The organism is Roseateles sp. UC29_93 (assembly GCF_042695725.1).
In the GTDB taxonomy this organism is placed as follows: Bacteria; Pseudomonadota; Gammaproteobacteria; order Burkholderiales; family Burkholderiaceae_C; genus Roseateles; species Roseateles noduli_A.
The window spans coordinates 4,751,126-4,772,780 of the sequence record NZ_CP170545.1; the positions used below are offsets into that span (position 1 = coordinate 4,751,126).

At 70.4% G+C, this 21,655-nt stretch carries 18 protein-coding genes and 1 pseudogene; 7 read left to right on the plus strand and 12 right to left on the minus strand.

Annotated elements, in window-relative coordinates; all coding sequences use genetic code 11:
• Positions 1-22 precede the first annotated feature (22 nt).
• From ACFJIX_RS22165 to ACFJIX_RS22205, 9 genes and pseudogenes are all read right to left on the minus strand, one after another.
• Complete coding sequence (locus ACFJIX_RS22165; protein WP_377154868.1) at positions 23-1,576, minus strand: hypothetical protein; 1,554 nt, start codon at positions 1,574-1,576, stop codon at positions 23-25.
• Between the two features lie 5 nt (positions 1,577-1,581).
• A complete protein-coding gene (locus tag ACFJIX_RS22170; protein WP_377154869.1) occupies positions 1,582-2,004 on the minus strand; it encodes a hypothetical protein in 423 nt (140 codons plus the stop codon).
• A 166-nt stretch (positions 2,005-2,170) separates the two neighbouring features.
• A complete protein-coding gene (locus tag ACFJIX_RS22175; RefSeq protein WP_377154870.1) occupies positions 2,171-3,700 on the minus strand; it encodes a hypothetical protein in 1,530 nt (509 codons plus the stop codon).
• 180 nt (positions 3,701-3,880) lie between these two features.
• Positions 3,881-5,872 carry a response regulator gene (locus ACFJIX_RS22180; RefSeq protein WP_377154871.1) on the minus strand — a complete coding sequence of 664 codons (1,992 nt, stop codon included), beginning with the start codon at positions 5,870-5,872 and terminating at the stop codon, positions 3,881-3,883.
• Positions 5,869-6,813: a sensor histidine kinase gene (locus ACFJIX_RS22185; protein WP_377154872.1), complete on the minus strand. Its 945-nt coding sequence runs from the start codon at positions 6,811-6,813 to the stop codon at positions 5,869-5,871. The genes ACFJIX_RS22180 and ACFJIX_RS22185 overlap by 4 nt, the downstream gene beginning before the upstream one ends.
• A complete protein-coding gene (locus ACFJIX_RS22190) occupies positions 6,810-7,973 on the minus strand; it encodes an ATP-binding protein (protein WP_377154873.1) in 1,164 nt (387 codons plus the stop codon). The genes ACFJIX_RS22185 and ACFJIX_RS22190 overlap by 4 nt, the downstream gene beginning before the upstream one ends.
• 2 nt (positions 7,974-7,975) lie before the next feature.
• The gene (locus ACFJIX_RS22195; protein ID WP_377154874.1) at positions 7,976-8,386 is read right to left on the minus strand and encodes an anti-sigma regulatory factor; all 411 of its coding nucleotides are present in this window, start codon (positions 8,384-8,386) and stop codon (positions 7,976-7,978) included.
• A gap of 104 nt (positions 8,387-8,490) precedes the next feature.
• Positions 8,491-8,847: pseudogene (locus tag ACFJIX_RS22200) on the minus strand (STAS domain-containing protein); the annotation flags it as partial.
• Complete coding sequence (locus tag ACFJIX_RS22205) at positions 8,844-9,725, minus strand: STAS domain-containing protein (protein ID WP_377154875.1); 882 nt, start codon at positions 9,723-9,725, stop codon at positions 8,844-8,846. The pseudogene ACFJIX_RS22200 and the gene ACFJIX_RS22205, both read right to left, overlap by 4 nt.
• A 244-nt stretch (positions 9,726-9,969) precedes the next feature.
• On the opposite strand from ACFJIX_RS22205, the gene ACFJIX_RS22210 reads away from it, so the two are divergent.
• The 5 genes from ACFJIX_RS22210 to ACFJIX_RS22230 all read left to right on the plus strand — a co-directional run bounded on the left by ACFJIX_RS22210 (position 9,970) and on the right by ACFJIX_RS22230 (position 17,037).
• Positions 9,970-11,067 carry a response regulator gene (locus tag ACFJIX_RS22210; protein WP_377154876.1) on the plus strand — a complete coding sequence of 366 codons (1,098 nt, stop codon included), beginning with the start codon at positions 9,970-9,972 and terminating at the stop codon, positions 11,065-11,067.
• 150 nt (positions 11,068-11,217) lie between these two features.
• Positions 11,218-12,027, plus strand: coding sequence for a beta/gamma crystallin-related protein (locus tag ACFJIX_RS22215; protein WP_377154877.1), 810 nt, complete (start codon positions 11,218-11,220; stop codon positions 12,025-12,027).
• A 106-nt stretch (positions 12,028-12,133) separates the two neighbouring features.
• Positions 12,134-15,733, plus strand: a complete 3,600-nt coding sequence (locus tag ACFJIX_RS22220; protein WP_377154878.1) for a response regulator — start codon at positions 12,134-12,136, stop codon at positions 15,731-15,733.
• Between the two features lie 13 nt (positions 15,734-15,746).
• On the plus strand, positions 15,747-16,577 hold the full coding sequence (locus tag ACFJIX_RS22225; RefSeq protein WP_377154879.1) for a CheR family methyltransferase: 831 nt from the start codon (positions 15,747-15,749) through the stop codon (positions 16,575-16,577).
• A 64-nt stretch (positions 16,578-16,641) separates the two neighbouring features.
• Positions 16,642-17,037 carry a hypothetical protein gene (locus ACFJIX_RS22230; protein WP_377154880.1) on the plus strand — a complete coding sequence of 132 codons (396 nt, stop codon included), beginning with the start codon at positions 16,642-16,644 and terminating at the stop codon, positions 17,035-17,037.
• Between the two features lie 105 nt (positions 17,038-17,142).
• Here the strand turns inward: ACFJIX_RS22230 and ACFJIX_RS22235 are convergent, their stop codons facing one another.
• Positions 17,143-17,454, minus strand: a complete 312-nt coding sequence (locus tag ACFJIX_RS22235; protein ID WP_377154881.1) for a hypothetical protein — start codon at positions 17,452-17,454, stop codon at positions 17,143-17,145.
• 397 nt (positions 17,455-17,851) lie between these two features.
• Here ACFJIX_RS22235 and pepA point away from each other — a divergent pair, with 397 nt between their 5' ends.
• Positions 17,852-18,643 carry a flocculation-associated PEP-CTERM protein PepA gene (gene pepA, locus ACFJIX_RS22240; RefSeq protein WP_377154882.1) on the plus strand — a complete coding sequence of 264 codons (792 nt, stop codon included), beginning with the start codon at positions 17,852-17,854 and terminating at the stop codon, positions 18,641-18,643.
• A 207-nt stretch (positions 18,644-18,850) separates the two neighbouring features.
• Here the strand turns inward: pepA and ACFJIX_RS22245 are convergent, their stop codons facing one another.
• Positions 18,851-19,642 (minus strand): Crp/Fnr family transcriptional regulator, encoded by a 792-nt coding sequence (locus ACFJIX_RS22245; protein WP_377154883.1) that lies wholly within the window; start codon positions 19,640-19,642, stop codon positions 18,851-18,853.
• A 308-nt stretch (positions 19,643-19,950) separates the two neighbouring features.
• Here ACFJIX_RS22245 and ACFJIX_RS22250 point away from each other — a divergent pair, with 308 nt between their 5' ends.
• Positions 19,951-20,946 (plus strand): DUF4886 domain-containing protein, encoded by a 996-nt coding sequence (locus ACFJIX_RS22250; RefSeq protein ID WP_377154884.1) that lies wholly within the window; start codon positions 19,951-19,953, stop codon positions 20,944-20,946.
• Here ACFJIX_RS22250 and ACFJIX_RS22255 read toward each other — a convergent pair.
• The gene (locus tag ACFJIX_RS22255; protein ID WP_377154885.1) at positions 20,919-21,611 is read right to left on the minus strand and encodes a heavy metal response regulator transcription factor; all 693 of its coding nucleotides are present in this window, start codon (positions 21,609-21,611) and stop codon (positions 20,919-20,921) included. The genes ACFJIX_RS22250 and ACFJIX_RS22255 overlap by 28 nt on opposite strands.
• Positions 21,612-21,655 lie beyond the last annotated feature (44 nt).

Sequence of the window (21,655 nt, forward strand, 5' to 3'; positions counted from 1 at the left end):
TGTGTGCCGTCAGTCGTCCCGGTCAGTCGTCCCGGTCATTCGTCCCGCTCAGTCGGCGCGAGGCGGTCGGCCTCGACCTGAACCAATCCAGCACCTCGGGATAACGCGCCAGCAATTGACGCAGCGAGAGGGAGGGTTCCTCCGCGATCAGCGTCTGCACGGCGTCGATGGCGTCAATGGGACGGAACAGCGCGTTGCTGATCGCCGCCGCGCGCGGTGCGCCTTCATGATCGGCTTCCGGGGCCACCGATCCGGTGGCCGGCCAGGGCCGCAGGGCGGTCATGCAGAGACACCACGTGAGGTCGTCCGTGTCGATGTCACGCACCTTGGCGACCAGCGCGGCGTCCAGCGGCGCATCCCATGCCGTCGACGACCGATCGACCGGCGGGGGGCTGAACAGCGCCGCGCGGGCGCCGCCGGCCTGAATCTCGTCCAGAAGCCAGACGATGCCGTCGTCCTCGGGGAAGGTCTCGGCGCCGTCCAGATGCCAGCACCGGCCGTCGACGTCGACCAGCAGGCCGTCCCAGCCCGCCTGCCAGTTGTCGGTGAACAAGCGCGTCAGCGCGATCTGCTGCAGCGCGGCCGGTGCCAGTCCGTCCATCGCTTCACGAGCCGCCTGCTGGAGCTGTGCCGCGCCGCCGGCGCCTGGGCGGTGGAGGGCCTCGTACGCGATCCGCAGGGCGGGCGGGAGGGGGCCCGGGGCGGCGGTGAGCACGCCGGGGCCGCGGCCGGCCAGCTCATGCGCGACAGGACGCGGAAGACCCAGCGAGAGACCGACGCTCGACCGCAGCAGGTCGTCCAGCGTGGCCGCCATCCGTTCCCGCAGCACCGACGCATCGTCTTCGGTCGGACGGAAGGCGATGCCGGGCTGCCCGTCGGCATCGCAGAGCAGCAGCACATGGGACCGTCCGGGAGCCGGAACCACCGCGGACGTGCGACTCCAGTCATCGGCGAGCGCCCGCAGGCGCTCGTCGAAATCGGGGGCGCCAGCGTCCGGGAGGGCCGGGCGGGGCGACGTGGGACCGAGCGTCTTCGCCAGACATCCCTCGAGGAGTTTCACCTCGTTGAGCCGGCGCAGGTCGCTGTGGAAGCGATCCGAGGCCATCCGGCCATCGGCGGTGGCCGCCATCACCGTCGCGGCGCGCTCGTTGAGATAGTCCCGGCAGCGTTGGCGTACCTCGGCGATCGACATCGGCGTGCCTTTCCGATGCGCGCCCTTCCGATGCGCGCCGTCTCCTGGCGTGGCGGATTGGACGGCCTGCTTCGCCGCCTGGAGGACCGCGACGTAGGCGGCATCCTTGGGTCGCCTGAGGATCCGGCTGACCGGGCTGCGGGCCATCAGCGCGTCGAGCCGCGGCGGCGGGAACACCTCGCGGAGGTTCTCTTCGGCCGTCAGGTCGGGGCCCGGCGGGAGGGCGTCGTCAGGCGGAGCCGATCGCTGCAGCAGGCGCTCGCAGAAGTGGCTCCCGTCCCATTCGAGGCCGTTTCCGTCGTCGGGGAGCGCGGTCCCCGGTGCGGTCCCGCCGCACGGCGTGCCGATGCGGGACGGTGAATCGATGGAGGAATGACGAGGCATGGGGGTCAGGTCTTGAAGGGCGAGAAATGCGCGTTGGGCGAGGGCGTGGACAAGGACGCGGACGCGGACGTCGGAGAGCGCGGTGGCGTGCTCCCCAGCTGGCGCGAGATCTCGACGAGCGCCGCGTCCAGTCCCGATCGCAGGCCCAGTTCGATGAAGCCGTTGGTGTCCATCAGTTCGACCAGGTCGTCGGTGGCGAAGCGGGTGCGGCCGTCGGCGACATGGGCGCCGACGCGGCGCAGCACGTCGTCGCGGACCTCGCGATCGGAGGTGGTCTCGACGGCCTCGAGCAGTTCGATCAACGGCCCGTCGAAGCCGTCGATCAGCGTCTCCAGGTCCGCGACCGCGTCGTCGAGCGCCACGGTGAGGCGCGTGCGATCGGGATGCGACTCGCAGCGTTCGATCACCGCGCGCCGCAAGTCGTCCACCGCGAACCGCAACCGGCGTCGCGTCTGGAGCCAGGTCTGGCGGGGCGGAGGAGAGGGCGCCTCGGGGCGCCCGGGGCGCGACTTCAGCGGGGGAGCATCAGGGAGCGCAGCGCGCGCGGGGTGCAGAGGCGTCATTCCCGTTTGTCGCGCGGCAATGCACTGCGGTTCACGCGTCTGCGCGATCTCCCGGGCGGCTGCCCACATCGTCACGGGCGACTCTCGACAGGAGCCAGCGGATCGACGACTGCTGGGACAGCGCGTCGCTCAGGTCCTCGACCTCCGTCGCGTCCTCGGTGGCCAGCAACTCGTCGTTGCTGCGATCGCAGGAGGCCGCCCAATGCTGCACGACCTCCAGGCGATCCTTCAGGTGCGCCACGGCGGCCGGGTCGGGCCACAGGCGATCCGTCGCGGCGATGTCGGCCTTGCTGGTCTTGCCGAGCGCCTCTCCCAGCAGCCGTCGCTCACGATCGGTGGCCTGCCAGGTGGCGGCGAGACGCCGGGTCAGCTGGGGCACGTCGAGTTGACCGAGGGCGTGAAGCCGACCCGGGCGCATCGGCAGGTCGGCCGGGATGCGCCCCTCCGTGGGTGAAGCGCGACCCTGGCCGGTTCCGACGGCCGTCGAGTCGAGGCCCGCGTGGCGATCGGCAAGCAGGTGTTCGTGATCGAGCACCCAGGCGCGCCCGCGTTCGTCGACCAGCACCCCGTCCAGACGCAAGCCCTGCCCCCCGGCGCACAGCGCGGACAGGGCCAGATGGTCGAAGGCAAGGTCGTTCAAGGGGCGGGCCAGCGCGTCGGCCAGGCGCTGGCGGCCGACGTCCCTGCCTTCGCCCGGGGAGTCCAGGCAGAGTTCGAAGCCTGGCGGCGGCATCATGAGCAGACCGAGCGCTTCGTCGACATCGTCGACATCGCCGGTGGGAGGAGCAGGACGTGCCGGCATCGACACGATCATCGCCGTCGACGAGGGCGTCGCGTCCTTCCGATAGCCCAAGGCCGGGAACATGGCGGCATGAAGTCTGGACATGCAGACCGACTGCACCGCCGCCGATGCCGCCATCGGCTTGAAGGCATAGGCGACCTTGCCGTGGGCGTCGAGGATGAAGTCGACGCCCGGCACGTCCGGCGTTCGATGCACGCCGAGGAACTCGGCCATCAGCCGCGCGCGTTCGCGCGTCACGAGGACGAAGGCGTCGGACCGCGCGGTGATCGCGGTCGCTTCGCCCCGCTGCTGCGGTTCCCGTTGGATGCGTTCCTGCATCGTCTCCCGGGCGCGGAGCCGGACCTCGAGACCGAACTTCCTCAGCCGCGGGTCGCGCGCCTCCGACGAGTCCAGGAAGACCTCCGCCGCGTCCGCCGTGCGTCGCGCAGCCAGTGCGACCGCGCCGTCATCGGCGTCGCGGTTCACACGCAGCAGGTCGATGCCGCGCATGCACATGGCCCTGAACGCGGGATCCTTCGACAGGAGGTGCCGTTCGATCAGACGGCGCGGCTCGAAATGCGCGGAGAACGCCGTCTTCGTCGTCTTGGCCCGCTCGTCGATGCGCTCGACGAGGCGATCGACGAACTTGAGCTGGTGCTCGTCCAGTTCGCATCCGTCATTCAGACCGACGGTGACTTCATACCCCTCCACCTCCATCGAGGTGTGGTCATAGGGGTCGATCTGCCCGGTGCCTGGCGAGGGCTTCTGAAAGGATGGCATGGCGGAAACGCAGCCGGCTCCGCGGTCGCGGCCGGCAACGCCTGGAAGTTGCACATGCCGCATTTGTCATGCGCCACCCTCGAACAGGTTTGCCCAGCGAATTGACATTCGTCATCGGCTGCTCCTGCATGCAGGAAATTTCTGCCGAACCGGTGCTCCCGTTCCAGCAACGGCAGCGGCTCAATGCGCCGCGAGCTGCTCCACCAGCCGCATCAGCAGTTGCGGCTTGAGCGGCTTGGCCAGATGCGCGTCGAAGCCGGCCTGCAGCGCCTGCTTCCGATCCAGATCGCGCGAGAAGGCCGTCAACGCGATCGCCGGCAGGCGTTCACCGGGCGTTTCCAGGGCGCGGATGTCGCGGATCAGCTCGTAGCCGTCGCGGCCCGGCAGGCCGATGTCGCTGATCAGCAGTTCGAACGCGTTGCCGGCGAGCGCCAGCAGCGCCTCGTCCGCGCCGTGGACCACGGTCACCCGCGCCTCCCGGTCCTCGAGGATCAGCTTCAGCATCGCGCCCGCGTCCACGTCGTCCTCGACCACCAGCACGCGCAGCCCGGTCAGGGGGACCGCCGTCTCGTCCGCCGTGCCCGCCTCGCCGAGCGCGCCGAAGGCGCTCAGCCCGCCGGAGGCGGTGTCGGCTTCCAGCGTCGTCGGCGCCGTCTCCTCGCCGGGCAGCCAGAACCGGATCGCCGCGCCGCGCCCGCGCCCCTCGCTGCGCACGTCGACCCAGCCGCCGTGCGCCTCGATCAGGCTCTTGACGATGGCCAGGCCCAGCCCGAGCCCGCCGTGCTGGCGGCTGCTCGCGGCGTCGCTCTGTGTGAAGCGGTCGAAGACATGCGGGAGGAACTCGGGCGCGATGCCCTGGCCCTCGTCGCGCACCTCGACCAGCACGCCCGCGTCCCGCGCCCGCAGCGACAGCGTGATCGCGCTGCCGCGCGGCGAGAACTTGGCCGCGTTGCCCATCAGGTTCCAGATCACCTGCTGCAGCCGGCCGCTGTCGGCCAGCAGGACGGTGGACTCGTCGTGCAGGTCGAGTTCGATCCGATGCCCGCTGGCATCGAGGTTGTGCTGGATCACCGCCACCGCCGCGCGCAGCACCTCGCCGGCCTCGACGCGCTCGCGCGCCAACGGCAGCTTGCCGATGTTCAGGCGCGACATGTCGAGGATGTCCGTGATCATCCGCGCCTGGATGGACACGTTGCGGTCGATCGCCGCCAGGCCTTTCGCCAGCAGGTCCGGCGGGCTGTGCCGCTGCAGCACGTGCGTCCAGCCCATGATCGCGTTCAGCGGCGTGCGCAGCTCGTGCGACAGCACCGCGATCAGGTCGTCCTTCATCCGCGACAGCGCCTCGGCCTCGCCGCGCGCGCTGCGCTCGCGGTCGAGCAGTTCCTGGCGCTGGAGCGCGAGCAGCTGCTGCTGCGAGATGTCCGCGGCCATCGCCATGCACACCCCGGGTTCGATCGGGGGCGAGGCGGTCCATTCGACCGGCACGCCCGCGCCGTCGCCCGATTGCAGGGAGAACTCGGCCTGCAGGCCGTCGTTGCCCAGCGCGGCGACGAAGTCGCGCGCGGCGGGCAGGTCGGCGGCGTCGACGAAGTCCGTCAGCGGCCGTCCGATGACGGACTCACCCTCGTCCGGACCCAGGCCGAGCAGCGCGAGCATCGCCGGATTGGCGTCCAGCACCGTGCCGTCGCCGGCCTTGAGCAGGCAGATGCCGCCGGGCGCCTGGGCGTAGACGGCGCGGAACTTGGTCTCGCTGCGCCGCATCGCGTCCTCGGCCGCGCGCGTGCGCACCAGCGCCTGGATCGTCGAGACCAGCACCGCCGGCTCCACCGGGTGCGTGAGGTAGGCGTCGGCGCCGGCATCCAGGCCGCGCACCTTGTCCTCGTCGGTGAGGTAGGCCGCGGTCAGGTGGATCACCGGCAGCCGGAAGGTGCTGGCCTGCGCGCGCAGCCGGCGGCACAGCTCGAAGCCGTCGATGTCGGGCAGGTGGATGTCGAGCACCACGGCCGACAGGCCCTGGTCCGCGACGCGCAGGGCGTCCGCGCCGGTGCCCGCTTCCAGCGTCGGGAAGCCGGCCGCGTTGAGCAGGCGCACCGTCGTGTAGCGGCCGATGGGGTCGTCGTTGACGACCAGCAGCCGGTGCCGGGAGCGGTCGATGACGCGCGGCTCGCTCATGCGTCGGGCACCTCCGTGGCGACTCCCGGTGCGGCGGCTCTGGCCGCGTCATGGCCGGCGTCCGGCGCGCCGGGAAGCCGCAGCGGCAGCGTCACCGAGAACACCGATCCCACGCCCGGCTCGCTGCGCAGCCCGACGCGGCCGCCGAGCAGCTCCGCCAGCCGCTTGCTCAGCGACAGGCCCAGGCCCGTGCCGCGCAGCCGCTTCTGGATCGGCGAGCCGATCTGGGTGAAGTCCTGGAAGATCGCGTCATGGAACTCCGGCGCGATGCCGATGCCGGTGTCCGCCACGGCGAAGGTGATCTCGTCCTCGCCGCCGTCCGCGCCCGGGGCGGTCACGGCGCTCACGCGCACCTCGCCCTGCGCGGTGAACTTCAATGCGTTGGAGATGTAGTTGCGCAGGATCTGCGAGAGCTTGGCGTCGTCGGTGAAGAGCTGCGAGATGCCGTGCGGCTCCTCGAAGACCAGCTGCACGTCCGGATTGACCAGCACCGGCTTGAACATGCCGCGCAGCGCCGCGAAGAGGTCGACCAGCTCGAACCAGGCCGGCGAGATGTCGATGCGGCCCGCCTCGACCTTGGCCAGGTCGAGCAGGTCGTTGACCATGTCGGCAAATTCTTCCGAGGTGGTGCGGATGAAGTTGATCTGCTTTTCCTGCTCGTCGGTCAGCGGACCGTCGACGCGGTCCAGCAGCAGCCGCGTCAGGCTGCGGATCGAGGAGATCGGCGTGCGGAACTCGTGGCTCATGTAGGCCAGGAAGCGGCTCTTGAGCTCGGTGGCCTGGCGCAGTTGCTGCGCCTGCGTGTCGAGTTCCGCGTACAGCGCCAGCACGCCACGGTTGGTCTCGTCGAGCTCCGCCTGCAGCGCCTCGACCTGCGCCTGCGAGGTGGCCAGCGCGTCGATCAGGGCGGCGGGGTCGTCGGTGGGCATCGTGTCCTTCATGGGCGTCTCATGCGCGTTCGACCGGCGCCGCGGGGCTCCGATCGTCGCCGCCTTGGTGGCGCGGGTCCCGGCGGCGGACCACCACCACGGTCGCGTCGTCCTTGCCGCGCAGGTGGTCCCGCAGGATCCAGCCGGCGATCACCGCCGGGTCGGCCTGGAGCAGGCCCGGCGTGTCCTCCAGCGACCAGCGGCTGACGATCCCGTCCGAGTGCAGCACCAGCACCGCATGCGGCGGCCAATCGTAGACGACATCCTGCAGCCGGCGGATCTGCAGACCCAGCGTGCCGTGCTGGGACAGCAGCGTCCGGTCGGACACGCCCGAGATCAGGCGGCCCGAGATGTTGCCCGCGCCGGCGAACAGCAGCGGGCCGTCCGGCGTGAGCGACAGCGCCGCCGACGCCGCACCCCCGCGTGCTGCGCAGGCTGTCGTGGGAGCGCTCCAGGAACGCCGCCGGCGAGACGAGGTGACCGGGCTCGGCGCGCGCGAGCAGCGTCATCAGTTTGTCCGCCGCCGCCGCCGCGTCGACGCCGTGACCGAGCCCGTCGGCCACGGCGAGCGACCAGCGGTCGTGATCCTGGTCGCGATCGCGGCGCAGCGCCCAGGCGTCGCCGCTGACGGTCTCGCCCGGGGCGGCCAGCGACAGTCCGCCGACGTCGAAGGCGGTGTCGGCGGCAGCGGGGAAGCCGGGTGAAAAGGCGGAGGGGAAGCTGGCCGGCGCGCCGATGCGGCTCCGGTCGGTGCGTGGCCCGAAACGCGCCGCCAGGACCGTGCCCCGCTGCGGCGCGGAGAAGCCGCCGAAGCGGTCGGCGCTGCGCCGGATCGCGCCGAGCCCGGTGCCGGACGTGCCGCCGGTGCTGTAGCCGTCCTGCAGGCAGCGAGACAGGTCCATGCCGTTGCCCCGGTCCAGCGACAGCACCTGCACGGCGGCGCCGGCGGTGTCGTCAAGGGGGCCGGACTCGTCCACGCCGATCAGCAGCGCGGCCTGGCGGCCGGGCCCGACATGGCGGAACAGGTTGGTGCCGAGCTCGGTCACCGCCAGCGCAAGCCGGCCGGCGGCCTCCTCGTCGAAGGCCAGCTCCGACGCCAGCGCCTGGGCGGCACGCCGGGCCTCGCCCACCTGACTCGCGTCGTCGATGGGGAAGCGTCGATACGCGCGCATGGCTACTTCCAGCGCGTGATCGTCACGCGCGTCCCGCGTCCTGGTGCGGACTCCAGCTCGAAATCGTTCACCAGCCGCTTGCTGCCGGACAGGCCCATGCCCATGCCGTTGCCCGAGGTCCATCCATCCTTCATCGCCAACTCCAGATCCGGAATGCCCGGTCCCTGGTCGACAAAGGCAAGTCGCAGTCCCGTGCGCACGCCCGACTGGACGAAGGCCCATTCCATCGCGCCGCCGCCGCCGTAGATCAGCGTGTTGCGCGACAGCTCGCTGGCGGCCGTGATCATCTTGGTCTGGTCGACCAGCGAGAACTTCAGTTCCTGCGTGAGCTTGCGCACCAGCTGGCGCGACAGGACGATGTCGGGTTCGCTGCGGATGGGCAGCGAGCCCGAGGCGGTGTCGGACGCCGTCACCGGCCAGGCCCCCGGTCGAAGCCGTGACCGGCATCACCGACGTCGCCGAGGTCGCTCGGGTCGCCATCGCCGGCCGCCAGGTTGCTCTCGAGGTCGGCGTCGGCCTCGTCGGCCTGGCGCAGCAGCGCCATGCCGCGTTCGACGTTGAGCGCGGTGCGCACGCCGTGCAGCGACAGGCCCAGCTCCACCAGCGTGATCGCGACCGCCGGCTGCATGCCGACGACGACCGAATTGGCCCCCAGCACCTTGGCGATGCTGGAGATGCCGGCCAGCATGCGGCCGATGAAGGAGTCCACGATCTCCAGCGCGGAGATGTCGATGAGGACGCCGGTCGCGCCCGTGTCCTGGATCCTGTTGGCGAGATCGTCCTGCAGCGCGAGCGCGGTCTGGTCCTGCAGGTCGACCTGGATGGTGACCAGCAGGGTCCTGCCCATGCGCAGGATCGGGATGCGTGTCGTCATGCCGCGCCCACGAAGCCAGTGCCGCCGGCGGGCCTGCCCTTGGTCACCACGAACCCGGCGCGCTTCATCGCCAGCGACAGCGCGTCCGCCAGCGTCGCCTTGGTGGTGATGCCTTCGAGGTCGATGCCCAGGTGCACGATGGTCTGGGCGATCTGCGGCCGGATGCCGCTGATGATCGCGTCGGCGCCCATCAGCCGGATCGCGGTGACGGTCTTGAGCAGATGCTGCGCGACCAGCGTGTCCACGGTCGGCACGCCGGTGATGTCGATGATGGCCAGCGCGGAGCCGGTCTCGACGATGCGCTGCAGCAGCGCCTCCATCACCAGCTGCGTGCGGCCGCTGTCCAGCGTGCCGATCATGGGCACGGCCAGCACGCCGTCCCACAGCTTGACCACCGGGGTCGACAGCTCCAGCAGCTCCTGCTGCTGGCGGCCGATGATCTCCTCGCGGCTGCGCTGGTAGGTCGTGACGGTGTACTGCGCCATGTGGTCCAGCAGCGTCGAGATCGCCCAGGTCGCGTCGCCCAGCGCCGCCGCGTCGCCGGCGAACTTGCGCTGCACGCCGCTGAAGAGCGGCTTCTTCAGCGCGAGCACGAAGCGGCTGGTGTCCGCGGCCGTGGAGCCCTGCGCGGCGCGCGAGGCCGACAGCTGGGCCAGCACGGCGCGCACGTTGGACCAGGCCGCATCGTCGAAGTTCTCCGTGCCGCCGCTGGCGCGCACGCCGCCGAGGATGGCGTTCAGCAGTTCGCCGGTCTCGCGACCTTCGCTGGACAGGGTGCGGCCGCCGCTGCCGGAGGCCAACTCCGCCTGCCATTCGGCCAGGACCTGGTCGCGGTGGACGGACAGGAGTTCTTCGACGGCGGCGCTGTTCTGTTTCATCGGGTCCTCTCGGGGCGCGGGTGGGCGCATGTGATGCGGGAAGGCGGAACGGGAATCGGGAAGGGGGAGGCAATCGGGGCCGGCGCGGGGGGACCGCGCGGCGGGCGCGATCGTACTCTTGGCGGCATCCGCCCACGCCCCTCCTCGGGCGAGGATTGGGGGCGGGTATCTCCCAAGTCGGCGTGGGCATGCCGGTTGCCCAATGGCGCTGTCAGACATTCAAGACCAAGATTGGGAGAACGACGTGGCGGATCAGATGAGCGTGCTGGTGGTGGACGACAAGCCGCAAAACCTGCTCGCGATGAAAGCCTTGCTGGCCGATTCCGGCCTGGGGGTGTTGACGGCGGATTCCGGGCCCGCCGCGCTGGAACTGCTGCTCACGCACGATGTGATGCTGGCCCTGCTCGACATCCAGATGCCGGGCATGGACGGCTTCACGCTCGCCGAGCTGATGCGGGGCACGGAGCGTACCCGGCATGTGCCGATCATCTTCCTGACCGCCGGCTCGCAGGAGGCGCAGCGCAGCTTCAAGGGCTACGAGGCCGGCGCGGTGGACTTCATCTACAAGCCGGTCGACGCGCACGTGCTGCGCAGCAAGGTCGCCGTCTTCGCCGACCTGCATCGCCAGCGCCAGCTGCTGGCCGAGCGCATCGTCGAGCAGGAGCGGCTGGCGCGCGTCAACGCGCTGATGCTGAGCGCGCTGAGCCACGACATCCGCAGCCCGCTGTCGGTCATGATGCTCAACGCCGAGCTGCTGATCCGTCAGACCGAATCCCCGTCGCTGCAGAAGGCCGGCCAGCGGGTCAAGGCCGCCGCGACGCTGCTGGGCCGCCAGGTGGACCACCTGGGCAGCCTGGCGCGCCGGCCCTGCGAACTGCTGCAGGTCCAGCCCGAGCGCAGCGATCTGGCGACGCTGGCCGCGCAGCGGCTGGACATCGAGAGCAACCAGGCCGTGATGTGGGCGCCGCCCGCCTTCGACCGCATCGGGGACACGAGCGGCGACTTCGACGTCGAGCTGATGGCGCAGACCCTGGACCAGCTGCTGATGCAGGCGGCGACGCACGCCGGCGACAGCACGATCCGCATCCAGGTCGACGGCAGCGCGCAGCGCTCGCTGATGCTGCGCATCAGCTTCGACACGGTGCTCGCGCCGGAGGCCTCCATCCACCTCTTCGGCGGCAACGAGCCGGTGTCGGGCATGTCCTCGGCGCAGGTCGGCCCCGGCCTGCAGGAACCCGAGCGCGTCGCGCGCGCGCACGGCGGATCGCTGATCGGCGTGTCGCGGGCGCGGCAGGGCACGATGTTCGAGCTGCTGCTGCCGCGGCTCCAATCGGAACGCTGAGCGGGACCATCGATGCCGCAGTGCAGCAGGCATGCAGGCCGAAACGCGCGTGGCGCGGCGTCCTACACGCGACCCCAGCGCGGCCCGACAGACCCGGCGCTCGCGCCGGCCCACAGTGGTGACATCACAGCAACCACGATGGGGACTGCCATGAACCGCTCCTCCACACCCGGGAACTCCAGGAAGACGCTGGCGCTCAAGGCCGCCGTCGCGGCCGCCGCCTACGCGCTGGCGGGCCACGCGATGGCCGACATCACGTTCTACGAGAACGAGAACTTCCGCGGCCGCAACGCGGGCGCCGACGCGCAGATCAACTTCCTCAAGGACATCGGCTTCGACGACCGCGCATCGTCCATCGAGGTCCGCGGCGAGCGCTGGGAGGTCTGCGAGGACCCGGGCTACACCGGCCGCTGCCGCGTGCTGCAGCCGGGCAGTTATCCGTCGCTGCGCTCGATGGGCCTGGACAACCGGATCAGCTCGGCGCGCCGCGTCGGCGAGGACGTCAGCCGCGACCGCTACGGCCCCGATCCGCAACCGACCTACCTCCGCCGCGGCGATGAAGGCCTGTACCAGGCGCAGGTCGTCTCGGTGCGCGCCGTGATGGGCGACGAGCAGCAGCGCTGCTGGATCGAGCAGAAGGAAGTGCGCGACCGGCCCAACGTCGGCGGCGCGGTGATCGGCGGCGTGCTCGGCGGCATCCTGGGCCACCAGTTCGGCGGCGGCTCGGGACAGGCCGTGACGACCGCGGCCGGCGCCGTCGGCGGCGCGGTGGTCGGCAGCAACGTCAACCGCGACAAGGACGTGCGCAACGTGCAGCGCTGCGGGGCCTCGCCCAACAGCGGCAACCCCCAGTACTGGGACGTGACCTATCGCTTCAAGGGACAGGACCATTACATGCAGACCCGGCAACCGCCGGGAGCGACCGTGACCGTCAACGCGCGCGGCGAGCCGCGCGAGTAGGCGGGACACGGTCATCGATCGATCGACCCAGTGAGGACTCCTGGGGCCGGCCGGGGTGGCGCGCGCTAGCATGCGGCGCCACCCCGGCCGCCCCGTTTTCGCTTCCATGACTATCACGACGTCCACCGCCGCCTCCAAAGCCTACTCGGGCAACGACCTCCACCTGGCCCACGGCGTGCGCCGCCACGACTGGCTGCCGCTGCCGACGATGCTCGGCTTCGCGGTGGCGGTGGTCACCATCCTGATCACCGCCTGGTTCTCGTGGCGCTCGCAGCAGGCGCAGTCCGACTCGGCCGACGCGATGGCGCGCACGCTGGTCGTGCAGGAGCAGATCCAGACGCTGGGCTCGGCGATGAAGGATGCCGAGACCGGTCAGCGCGGCTACCTGCTCACCGGCATCGACACTTACCTCGTGCCCTTCAACACGGCGCAGGTGACGATTCCCGCCGCCGCGGAGCGGCTGCGGGCGAGCTTCCAGAACTACCGCCCGCAGCTCGCGCGGCTGGAGGCGGCGGAGCAGCTCTTCAAGGCCAAGCTGGCCGAGATGGAAGAGACCATCGCGGCCCGCCGCAATGGCGACAACGTGGCCGCCGTGGCGACCGTGAAGGGCGACCGGGGCCGCATCCTGATGGAGCGCATCCGCACGCTGCTCGGCGAGATGGAACGCGAGGAACGCGACCGCGCCGCCGAACGCCGCGCGCTGTGGGACGGCGCGGTGCAGCAGACGGTCGGCGTGATGTGGGGCGGCTCGGCCTTGCTGCTGTTGCTCACGGCCGTCGCGGCGGTGCTGAGTTCGCAAGGCTACCGGGCCGCCAAGACCGAGGCATGGCTGAAGGCCGGCCAGGCCGGACTGGGCGTCGAACTGCAGGGCGATCCGCACGTCGAGCGGCTCGCCGACATCGCCACCAGCTTCCTCGCACGCTGGACCGATGCGCGCGTCGGGGCGTTCTACGTGGCGCACGAGGACGGCAGCTTCCTGCGCGTCGGCGGTTATGCGCTGCCGGTGGCGACGGGCACGGACGCGGCGCCGCCGGTCGTGCGCGGCGGCGACACGCTGCTGGGCCAGGCGGCGCGCGACCGCCGACCGGTGCATGTGACCCAGTTGCCGGCGGACTATCTGCCGGTCACGTCGTCGCTGGGTCGCGCGGATGCGACCGAGCTGCTGATCGCGCCGGCCGGCCTGGACAAGCGCGTGCAGTGCGTGATCGAGCTGGGCTTCCTCCATCACGTCGGCGAGGCCGAACGCGAACTGCTGGCGCGCGTCGCCGAGCCGATCGCGATGGCGCTGCGCGCCGCCAAGGACCGCAGCCGGCTGGAGGCCCTGCTCGAAGAGAGCCGCCGCCAGGCCGAGGAACTGCAGATGCAGCAGGAAGAGCTGCGCGCCAGCAACGAGGAACTCGAGGAACAGGGCAACGCGCTGCGCGACTCGCAGCTGCGGCTGGAGAAGCAGCAGACCGACCTCGAGGAGAGCAACACCCAGCTCGAGGAACAGGCGCGGCAGCTGGAGCTGCAGCGGTCCGAACTGACGCAGGCGCAGGCGCTGCTGACGGAGCGCGCCGAGGCGCTGGAGCGCTCCAACCAGTACAAGAGCGAGTTCCTGGCCAACATGAGCCACGAGCTGCGCACGCCGCTGAACTCGACACTGATCCTGGCCAAGCTGCTGTCCGACAACAAGGAAGGCAACCTGAGCGACGAGCAGGTCCGCTTCGCTCAGACCATCAGCTCCGCCGGCAACGACCTGCTGATGCTGATCAACGACATCCTGGACCTGTCCAAGATCGAGGCCGGCAAGGTCGACATGCAGATCGAGCGCGTCTCGGTGCCGCGCCTGCTGCAGCAGCTGACGCAGGTCTTCGCGCCGGTCGCGGCGCAGCGCAACCTGGCCTTCGGCCTGCAGCTCGCGCCGGGCGCGCCGGAATGGATCGAGACCGACGAGGCGCGGATCGGCCAGGTGCTCAAGAACCTGCTGTCCAACGCGCTGAAGTTCACCGAGCGCGGCTCGGTGCGCATGGAGGTCGGCGCCACCACCGACGGCCGGCTGGCCTTCACGGTGAAGGACACCGGCATCGGCATCCCCCAGCACCAGCAGGCGCTGATCTTCGACGCCTTCCGTCAGGCCGACGGCAGCACCCACCGCAAGTACGGCGGCACGGGGCTGGGCCTGTCGATCTCGCGCGACCTGGCGCGGCTGCTGGGCGGCGACATCCACCTGCAGAGCACGCCGGGGCAGGGCTCGGTCTTCAGCCTGGTGCTGCCGCTGGCGCACGAGGCGCCGGTCGACGACGAGCGTCCGCGTCCGTTGTCGCCGGCGCAGGCGCCGCAGCATGGGCCGTTGAGGGCGCCGCCGGCGGTGCCCGCCTTCGATGCGGTGCTGCCCGCGATGCAACCGGCCCGGAGCGCGGCGGAGGAGGCGACGGCCACGACCGAGTCCCTGCTGCGCGAGCCCGCGCCGGCCGCGCCGGAACCGCGGCTGCCGCAACTCGACGACGACCGCCTGTCCTGGGTACCGGGCGACCGCGCGATCCTCATCATCGAGGACGACCAGCGCTTCGCCCTGATCCTGCGCGACCTGATCCGCGAGATGGGCTTCGTCTGCCTGATGGCGCACACGGCCGAGAACGGCCTGTCGATCGCGCAGCGCTACGCGCCCAGCGCGATCCTGCTCGACATGAACCTGCCCGACCACTCCGGCCTGGGCGTGCTGGACCAGCTCAAGCGCGAGCCCCTGACGCGTCACATCCCCGTGCACGTGATCTCGGTGGCCGACTACACGCACGAGGCGATGGAGCGCGGCGCGATCGGCTACGCCTTCAAGCCGGTCAAGCGCGAGGAACTCGAGGTCGCGCTGCACAAGCTCGAAGCCAAGTTCTCGCAGCGCCTGCGCACGGTGCTGGTGGTCGAGGACGACGCGCGCCAGCTCGACAGCATCCGCCACCTGCTGGCCGCCGACGAGGTCCGCATCGAGGGCGTCGCCACCGCCGCGGAGGCGCTCGAGGCGCTGCGCCGCTCGACCTTCGACTGCATGGTGATGGACCTGAACCTGCCCGACATGAGCGGCTACGACCTGCTCGACCAGATGGCGGCGCAGGACGACGTGTCCTTCCCGCCGGTGATCGTCTACACCGGCCACACGCTGACGCCGCAGCAGGAGCAGCAGCTGCGGCGCTACTCGCGCTCGATCATCATCAAGGGCGCGCGCTCGCCCGAGCGGCTGCTCGACGAGGTCACGCTGTTCCTCCACCAGGTCGAAGCGCAGTTGCCGCCCGAGCGCCAGCGCATGCTCAAGGAGGTCCGGGCGCGCGACAACATGCTCGAGGGACGGCGCGTGCTGGTCGTCGAGGACGACGTGCGCAACATCTTCGCGCTGTCGGCGGTGCTGGAGCCCAAGGGCGTGAAGGTAGACATCGCGCGCAACGGGCGCGAGGCGCTGGAGCGGCTCTCCGCGCCGCTGCAGGGACCGGGCGCGATGCCGCCGGTGGACCTGGTGCTGATGGACATCATGATGCCGGAGATGGACGGCTACACCGCGATGCGCGAGATCCGCGCGCGCGCCGACCTGCGCCGGCTGCCCATCATCGCGCTCACCGCCAAGGCGATGAAGGACGACCAGGAGAAGTGCATGGCCGCGGGCGCCAACGACTACATCGCCAAGCCGCTGGACATCGAGAAGCTGCTCTCGCTGGTGCGGGTGTGGATGCCGCGCTGAGGAGCGGCGGACGATGACGCACGGCCCGCATGAGTCGGACCTCGAGGTCCGGCTGATCCTGGAAGCGATCTACGAGCGCTACCACTACGACTTCCGCGACTACGCGGGCAGTTCGCTGCGGCGCCGGCTGAAGGCCGCGCAGCAGCGTTTCGGCTGCGCGAATCTCTCGCAGCTGCAGGGCCGCGTGCTGCATGAGCCCGAAGTCTTCCGCTCGGTGCTGGGCGACCTCACCGTGCAGGTCAGCGAGATGTTCCGCGACCCCGAATACTTCCGCGCGCTGCGCGAGCAGGTCGTGCCGGTGCTGCGGACCTTCCCGTCGCTGCGGATCTGGGTGGCGGGCTGCAGCGGCGGCGAGGAGGCGTACTCGATGGCCATCCTCATGAAGGAGGAAGGCCTGCTGGACCGCACGCTGATCTACGCGACCGACATCAGCCAGGAGGCGCTCGCGCAGGCGCAGGCGGGGGTCTACCGCGTGGACCAGGTGCCCCTGTACTCCGAGAACCACCGGGCGTCGGGCGGGCGGGGCTCGCTGTCGGAGTACTACACCGCCGCCTACGACCATGTGCTGATGGACAAGTCGCTGAAGGAGCGCATCGTCTTCAGCGACCACAGCCTGTCCACGGACAGCGTGTTCGCCGAGGTGCAGCTGGTGTCCTGCCGCAACGTGCTGATCTACTTCAACCGTGCGCTGCAGGACCGCGCGCTGGGCCTGTTCACCGAGGCCCTGTGCCGCAACGGCTTCCTCGGCCTGGGCGCGCGCGAGACGCTGCGCTTTTCCACGCACGCCGGCGAGTTCGTCGAGATCGCGGCCAAGGAACGCATCTACCAGAAGCGCTCGGCCTGAACGTCGGGCTCGGGGCTTGCCGAACTCCTGCATCGACCCGTTCGGGTCTCACAGGAGAAGCACCATGGCCACCAGCAGCATCCTCGGCGGAACGCAGGCGCCCGCGCAGGCGAAGGGGCGGGGCACGGACTCGCTCGGTCCGAGCGACAGTTCCGACAGCGGCAGCGACGTCTCGGGCGAGCGTCAGATGAGCACCGGCGCGGACGATCCGGACGAGCTGGGCGCGACGCCGTCCAACCCCTCCAGCGACACCGATCGCTTCGGCACCGGGGAGCGCGCGTCGGCGACGCCGGGCAGGGATCACGAAGCCGCCGACATCCTGCCCGACCGCGTCAGCCGCTCGCCGACGCCGGACGACATCGACGCGAGCATCGATGTGGAGGACCTGGCCAGCGGCGACGATCCGTCGGCCGGTCCCGATCCGGAGCATGCGGATGAAGAGGAAGACGTCGACGAATGATGTCGACGAGTGACATCGACTGGTGCCGTCGACGAAAGGCGGCGCAGGCTCGAGGCACCGTCGACGGGTGAGCTCAGCGACGCCGGGAGGCGTCGCTGCACGGGCTCAGAACGAGCCTGCGACGACCATGGACGCGAACACGCCCAGCGCGAGCGCGCCGACCCACAGACGCAGCGGCGCGGGTTCGCTCCTGGGGCGACGTTGCTGATGGCGATGCGCGAGGAAGCAGGCCACGGACGCGCCGCCGGCCAGCAGGAACACGAGCGCGTAGCCCAGGCCCTCGACGGAGCGGCCGTGATGCAGCGCCAGCGCCAGGACGATCTGCCCGAGCATCAGCCCCGCCACGCCCGAGACGGCGGTCGAGGAGAGGGCAGCGGAGGCGGCGGTGCGGCTGGACGGGCGGTCGGGGTGGGACATGGTGCGGGGCTCGTGGAAGTCGTCGGGAGGCGATGCCGGATTGTCCCGTCGGCCCCGTGCCGCAAGCCCCCCGAAAAGCGCCGCGCGAGCGCAGTAATTCGCGTCCGCGCGCTTCGTGCCGCGTCGAGGCGCTCCGCGGGCCTCTCCGACCACGCGGATGCGCGCGCATCGAAGCCCTTTTTCCCCAGATGCCATCGAGGATGTCGTGTTTTTGCTGCACCGCAGCACCCCCTGGATGCGGGGTGTTTTCAGGCACGACCGGGGCTGTTCGTAGCACCTTCCGGGTACATGCGGAAGAGGGCCAGTTTTTATGTGGGTGGACGAACAGACTCCCTCTGTGGCGGGTGGTGAACTGCGGTGTCCGCAATTCGCGGATTTCCCTTTCGGAGCAACCACCATGACCCTGCCTTTGCTCGCCCGGAAGCCCATCGCGTTCCAGCGTACCCTGCTGGCTCTCGCCTTGGCCGCCGTCAGCGCCAGCGCATCCGCGCTACCGCAATTCACCTGGGACCCGGGTACCGCCGGACTGAACGGATCGGCCTTCACGGCCGACAACCTGCTGGTGTCGAACTATTCGACCATCACCTTCGGGGCCGGCAACTCCTTCACCGAAGCGGGCTACCTGTCGATCAGCGCGGCCCAGCTGGGCGGCCTGACGCTGCCGTCCAACGGTCTGAATTCGGACTATGGCTTCTACATCCAGTTCAGCGGTACCGGTACGCTGACGACGCCAGGCAACCCGGGCACCACCCCGACCCTGGGCGCGCTGAATTCGCTGACGTACACGCTGTACGGCTACAACGGCACCTCGTCGTTCGGCTTCGCCGGCAACACGCCGACCGAAACCGCGACCGGCGAAGTGGCCCTGGCCACCGGTTCCCTGGTGCTGGGCACGGTGGCCACCACGCCGCTGGGCGACGGTACCTTCAATCCGTCGGCCAACGCCAAGCTGACGATCGACTGGCTGGTGCCGGGCTTCCAGAGCTCGTCCCCGGCCTACACGATCGCGCTGACCTCGTTCTCCAACACGACGTCGCAGGTCGAGCCCTTCGCGGGCGGCTTCCGCATCCGTCAGGGCGGCGGATCGATCAACTTCGCGGCCGTGCCGGAACCGTCGACCTACGCGATGCTGCTGGCCGGCCTCGGCGCGGTCGGCTTCATCGCGCGTCGCCGCCGTTCGGAGAAGTGATCGGACGGCCGGTCCTTCGGGACCGGTCGCGGTTCCGGAACGCGAGGGCATGCGGGTGCCCGGACGAGCCGGAACGTCAGGTCGGACAGGGATGTCGGCGCAAGCCGGCTTCTCGCCGTGCCTCACGGAGCGCCCAGCAGGCGCTCCACGGGCGCCCGTTCACGACGGGACGCCCGCTGCGATGCTCGAATCAGCGATGCAGCGCCCTCAGGCCTGCACGGCGACGGATGCGAAGGTGGCAGAGGTGGCCGCGTTCTCGTCGTCCAGGTCCTGAGGCAGCAGACGCTGGAAGTCCTGCTTGAGCAGGGCGTAGCACTCGCAGGCCCGGGCTTCCAGCCCCGGCCGGTCCAGCACCGCGATATGTCCGCGGGAGTAACGGATCAGGCCGGCGGCCTGGAGGCGCTGGGCGCTCTCGGTGACGCCTTCCCGGCGCACGCCCAGCAGGCTGGAGATCGACTCCTGCGTCACCGACAGCTCGCAATGCCCATGCTGACGATCCAGGCACAGCAGCAGCCAGCGGCACAGCTGCCGTTCCAGCGAGTGGTGCCGGTTGCAGACCGCCGTGTGCGCGATCTGCGCGATCAGCGACTGCACATAACGCAGCATCAGCGGCATGGACGCGCCGGCGCGCAGCAGCTCCTCCCGAACCAGCGGCACCCGCATGCGGAAGGCCAGGCCGGCCCGCTGCACCACCGCGCGGCAGGCAGGGGATTCGCCGCCCATCGCCGCCGCCAGACCCGCGGCGCCTTCGGAGCCGATCATCGCGACCTGCGTCGAGTCGCCCGAATGGGTCGTGTGGATCAGCGAGACGATCGCGGTGATCGGGAAATACACGTGGGTGGCGGGCGTGCCGGCCTCGAAGAGCACGCGGCCCTTCAGCAGCTCGACAGTCTCGAGCTGCGCGGACCAGCGCGCCTGATCCTCGGCGGGCAGCTGCACGAGCAGCAGGTTCGCGCGAGGGTGCGTGGCGGCAGGGTTTGCGGCAAGGGACAAGGACATCGATAGGCTCCGGGAACTGCACATCCGTTCCAGCGGACCACTATGGCAATCACCGTGCCCGTCGAGGTATCGGAGCGTGTCTTTGGTGCCATTGCGTAGGCGTTCCCGCAGGGGGGGCGGGAAGGTCCCGATGTCTCGGGACTGTCCCCGCCTGGGTGCGCCAACGCACCGGGTTGTCGATGCTGGCCGCACAGCGTTCTAGGGGGGCCGCCGTCGCGGGCCTATCGGACGGTGTCCCGCTCCCTATAACGGAGAAGCGCGTGGGCATCGGACCCGCGCGCATTCACGACTCCAACCGAGGAAGACACATGAATCGATCCACCACCCGGTTCCCAGGGACTCTGCGCACGCTCCGCCCGCTGGCGGGCATGGTCCTCGCGCTGTCGATCGGCGCGGCGCAGGCCGAGAGCATCCTGTTCGTCGGCAACAGCTTCACCTACGCGCAGGGCTCGTCGGTGATGCAGTTCAACCCCGGCTCCGTGACCGACCTCAACGGCACCGGCATCGGCGGCATCCCGGCGCTGTTCAAGGCCTTCACCGCGCAGGCCGGGCTCAGTTACGACGTCAGCCTGGAGACGGTCGGCGGCAGCGGCCTGGACCTGCACTACAACACCAAGATGGACCTGATCAACAAGCCGTGGGATCGGGTCGTGCTGCAGAGCTACAGCACGCTGGACGCGTCCCAGCCCGGCAATCCGGCCAAGCTGATCCAGTACTCGGGCCTGCTGGCCGACGCGCTGCACGCGCAGAACGCGGGTGTGAAGATCAACCTGATGGCGACCTGGTCGCGCGCGGACCAGACCTATCCGCCCAGCGGCGCCTGGTACGGCCAGTCGATCTACAAGATGGCCGAGGACGTCTACACCGGCTACCTGCAGGCGGACCAGGCGTCCGACAAGATCGACGGCGTGATCCCGGTCGGTCTGGCCTGGAACCGCGCGATGTCCCAGGGCTTCGCGGACACCAACCCTTACGACGGTATCGACGCCGGCAAGGTCAAGCTGTGGGCCAGCGACAACTACCACGCCAGCATGTACGGCAGCTACCTGGAGGCGCTGACGATCTTCGGCAAGATCACCGGCCTGGATCCGCGCAGCCTGGGCGTGGGCGAGACCTCGGCGGCGCAGTTGGGCATCTCCGAGGCACAGGTGCGGGTGATGCAGCAGCTGGCCTTCGAGCAGCTCGCCGCGCCGGTGCCGGAACCTTCGACCTGGGCGATGCTGATGGCCGGCGTCGGCCTGCTGGCGCTCTGGCGCCGCAGGAGCGCGGTCGCCGCTCACCCGTCGCGTCTCTCCAGCACGTAACCCATGCCGCGCACGGTGTGCAGCAGCTCGACGTCGAAGGGCTTGTCGAGCTTGCCGCGCAGCCGTCGCACGGCGACTTCGACGACATTGGTCTCGCTGTCGAAGTTCATGTCCCAGACCTGCTCCGCGAGCTCGGTCCGGGACATGACCTGACCCTGGCGCCGCAGCAGCAGCGTCAGCAGGCTGAATTCCTTGGGCGTGAGGTCCAGCCGCTGACCCGCGCGGTGGACCTTGCGGCGCAGCAGGTCGACCTCCAGGTCGGCGAGCTTCAGCACGGTGGCCTCGGCCGGCGCGGCGCCGGCCGCGCGGCGCAGCAGCGCCTGGATCCGGGCCACCAGCTCGGAGAACGCGAAGGGTTTGCACAGGTAGTCGTCGGCGCCGGCCTGCAGGCCGCGGACGCGGTCCTCGACCTCGGCGCGCGCCGTCATCATCAGCACCGGCAACGCGCGCGTGTGGTCCTGCTGGCGCAGCGCCGCCAGCACGGCCAGGCCGTCGATGCCCGGCAGCACGCCGTCCAGCAGCACCAGGTCGTACTGGCCCTCGCTGGCCTGATGCAGGCCGTCGACGCCGTCGCGCACCAGGTCGACGACGAATCCCTCCTGCGTCAGGCCGCCGCGCAGGTAGTCGCCCAGCTTCTCTTCATCTTCGATCACCAGCAGTTTCATCGTGCGTGCTCCCTGCGGCGTGCGGGCAAGCGGCGCACCGGGCC

Excerpts from the sequence above, each read along its gene's own strand:
- ACFJIX_RS22165 (WP_377154868.1), bottom strand. The coding sequence starts at position 1,576 with ATGCCTCGTCATTCCTCCATCGATTCACCGTCCCGCATCGGCACGCCG.
- ACFJIX_RS22175 (WP_377154870.1), bottom strand. The coding sequence starts at position 3,700 with ATGCCATCCTTTCAGAAGCCCTCGCCAGGCACCGGGCAGATCGACCCC.
- ACFJIX_RS22180 (WP_377154871.1), bottom strand. The coding sequence starts at position 5,872 with ATGAGCGAGCCGCGCGTCATCGACCGCTCCCGGCACCGGCTGCTGGTC.
- ACFJIX_RS22185 (WP_377154872.1), bottom strand. The coding sequence starts at position 6,813 with ATGAAGGACACGATGCCCACCGACGACCCCGCCGCCCTGATCGACGCG.
- ACFJIX_RS22190 (WP_377154873.1), bottom strand. The coding sequence starts at position 7,973 with ATGCGCGCGTATCGACGCTTCCCCATCGACGACGCGAGTCAGGTGGGC.
- ACFJIX_RS22205 (WP_377154875.1), bottom strand. The coding sequence starts at position 9,725 with ATGAAACAGAACAGCGCCGCCGTCGAAGAACTCCTGTCCGTCCACCGC.
- ACFJIX_RS22215 (WP_377154877.1), top strand. The coding sequence starts at position 11,218 with ATGAACCGCTCCTCCACACCCGGGAACTCCAGGAAGACGCTGGCGCTC.
- ACFJIX_RS22220 (WP_377154878.1), top strand. The coding sequence starts at position 12,134 with ATGACTATCACGACGTCCACCGCCGCCTCCAAAGCCTACTCGGGCAAC.
- ACFJIX_RS22225 (WP_377154879.1), top strand. The coding sequence starts at position 15,747 with ATGACGCACGGCCCGCATGAGTCGGACCTCGAGGTCCGGCTGATCCTG.
- ACFJIX_RS22230 (WP_377154880.1), top strand. The coding sequence starts at position 16,642 with ATGGCCACCAGCAGCATCCTCGGCGGAACGCAGGCGCCCGCGCAGGCG.
- ACFJIX_RS22235 (WP_377154881.1), bottom strand. The coding sequence starts at position 17,454 with ATGTCCCACCCCGACCGCCCGTCCAGCCGCACCGCCGCCTCCGCTGCC.
- pepA (WP_377154882.1), top strand. The coding sequence starts at position 17,852 with ATGACCCTGCCTTTGCTCGCCCGGAAGCCCATCGCGTTCCAGCGTACC.
- ACFJIX_RS22245 (WP_377154883.1), bottom strand. The coding sequence starts at position 19,642 with ATGTCCTTGTCCCTTGCCGCAAACCCTGCCGCCACGCACCCTCGCGCG.
- ACFJIX_RS22250 (WP_377154884.1), top strand. The coding sequence starts at position 19,951 with ATGAATCGATCCACCACCCGGTTCCCAGGGACTCTGCGCACGCTCCGC.
- ACFJIX_RS22255 (WP_377154885.1), bottom strand. The coding sequence starts at position 21,611 with ATGAAACTGCTGGTGATCGAAGATGAAGAGAAGCTGGGCGACTACCTG.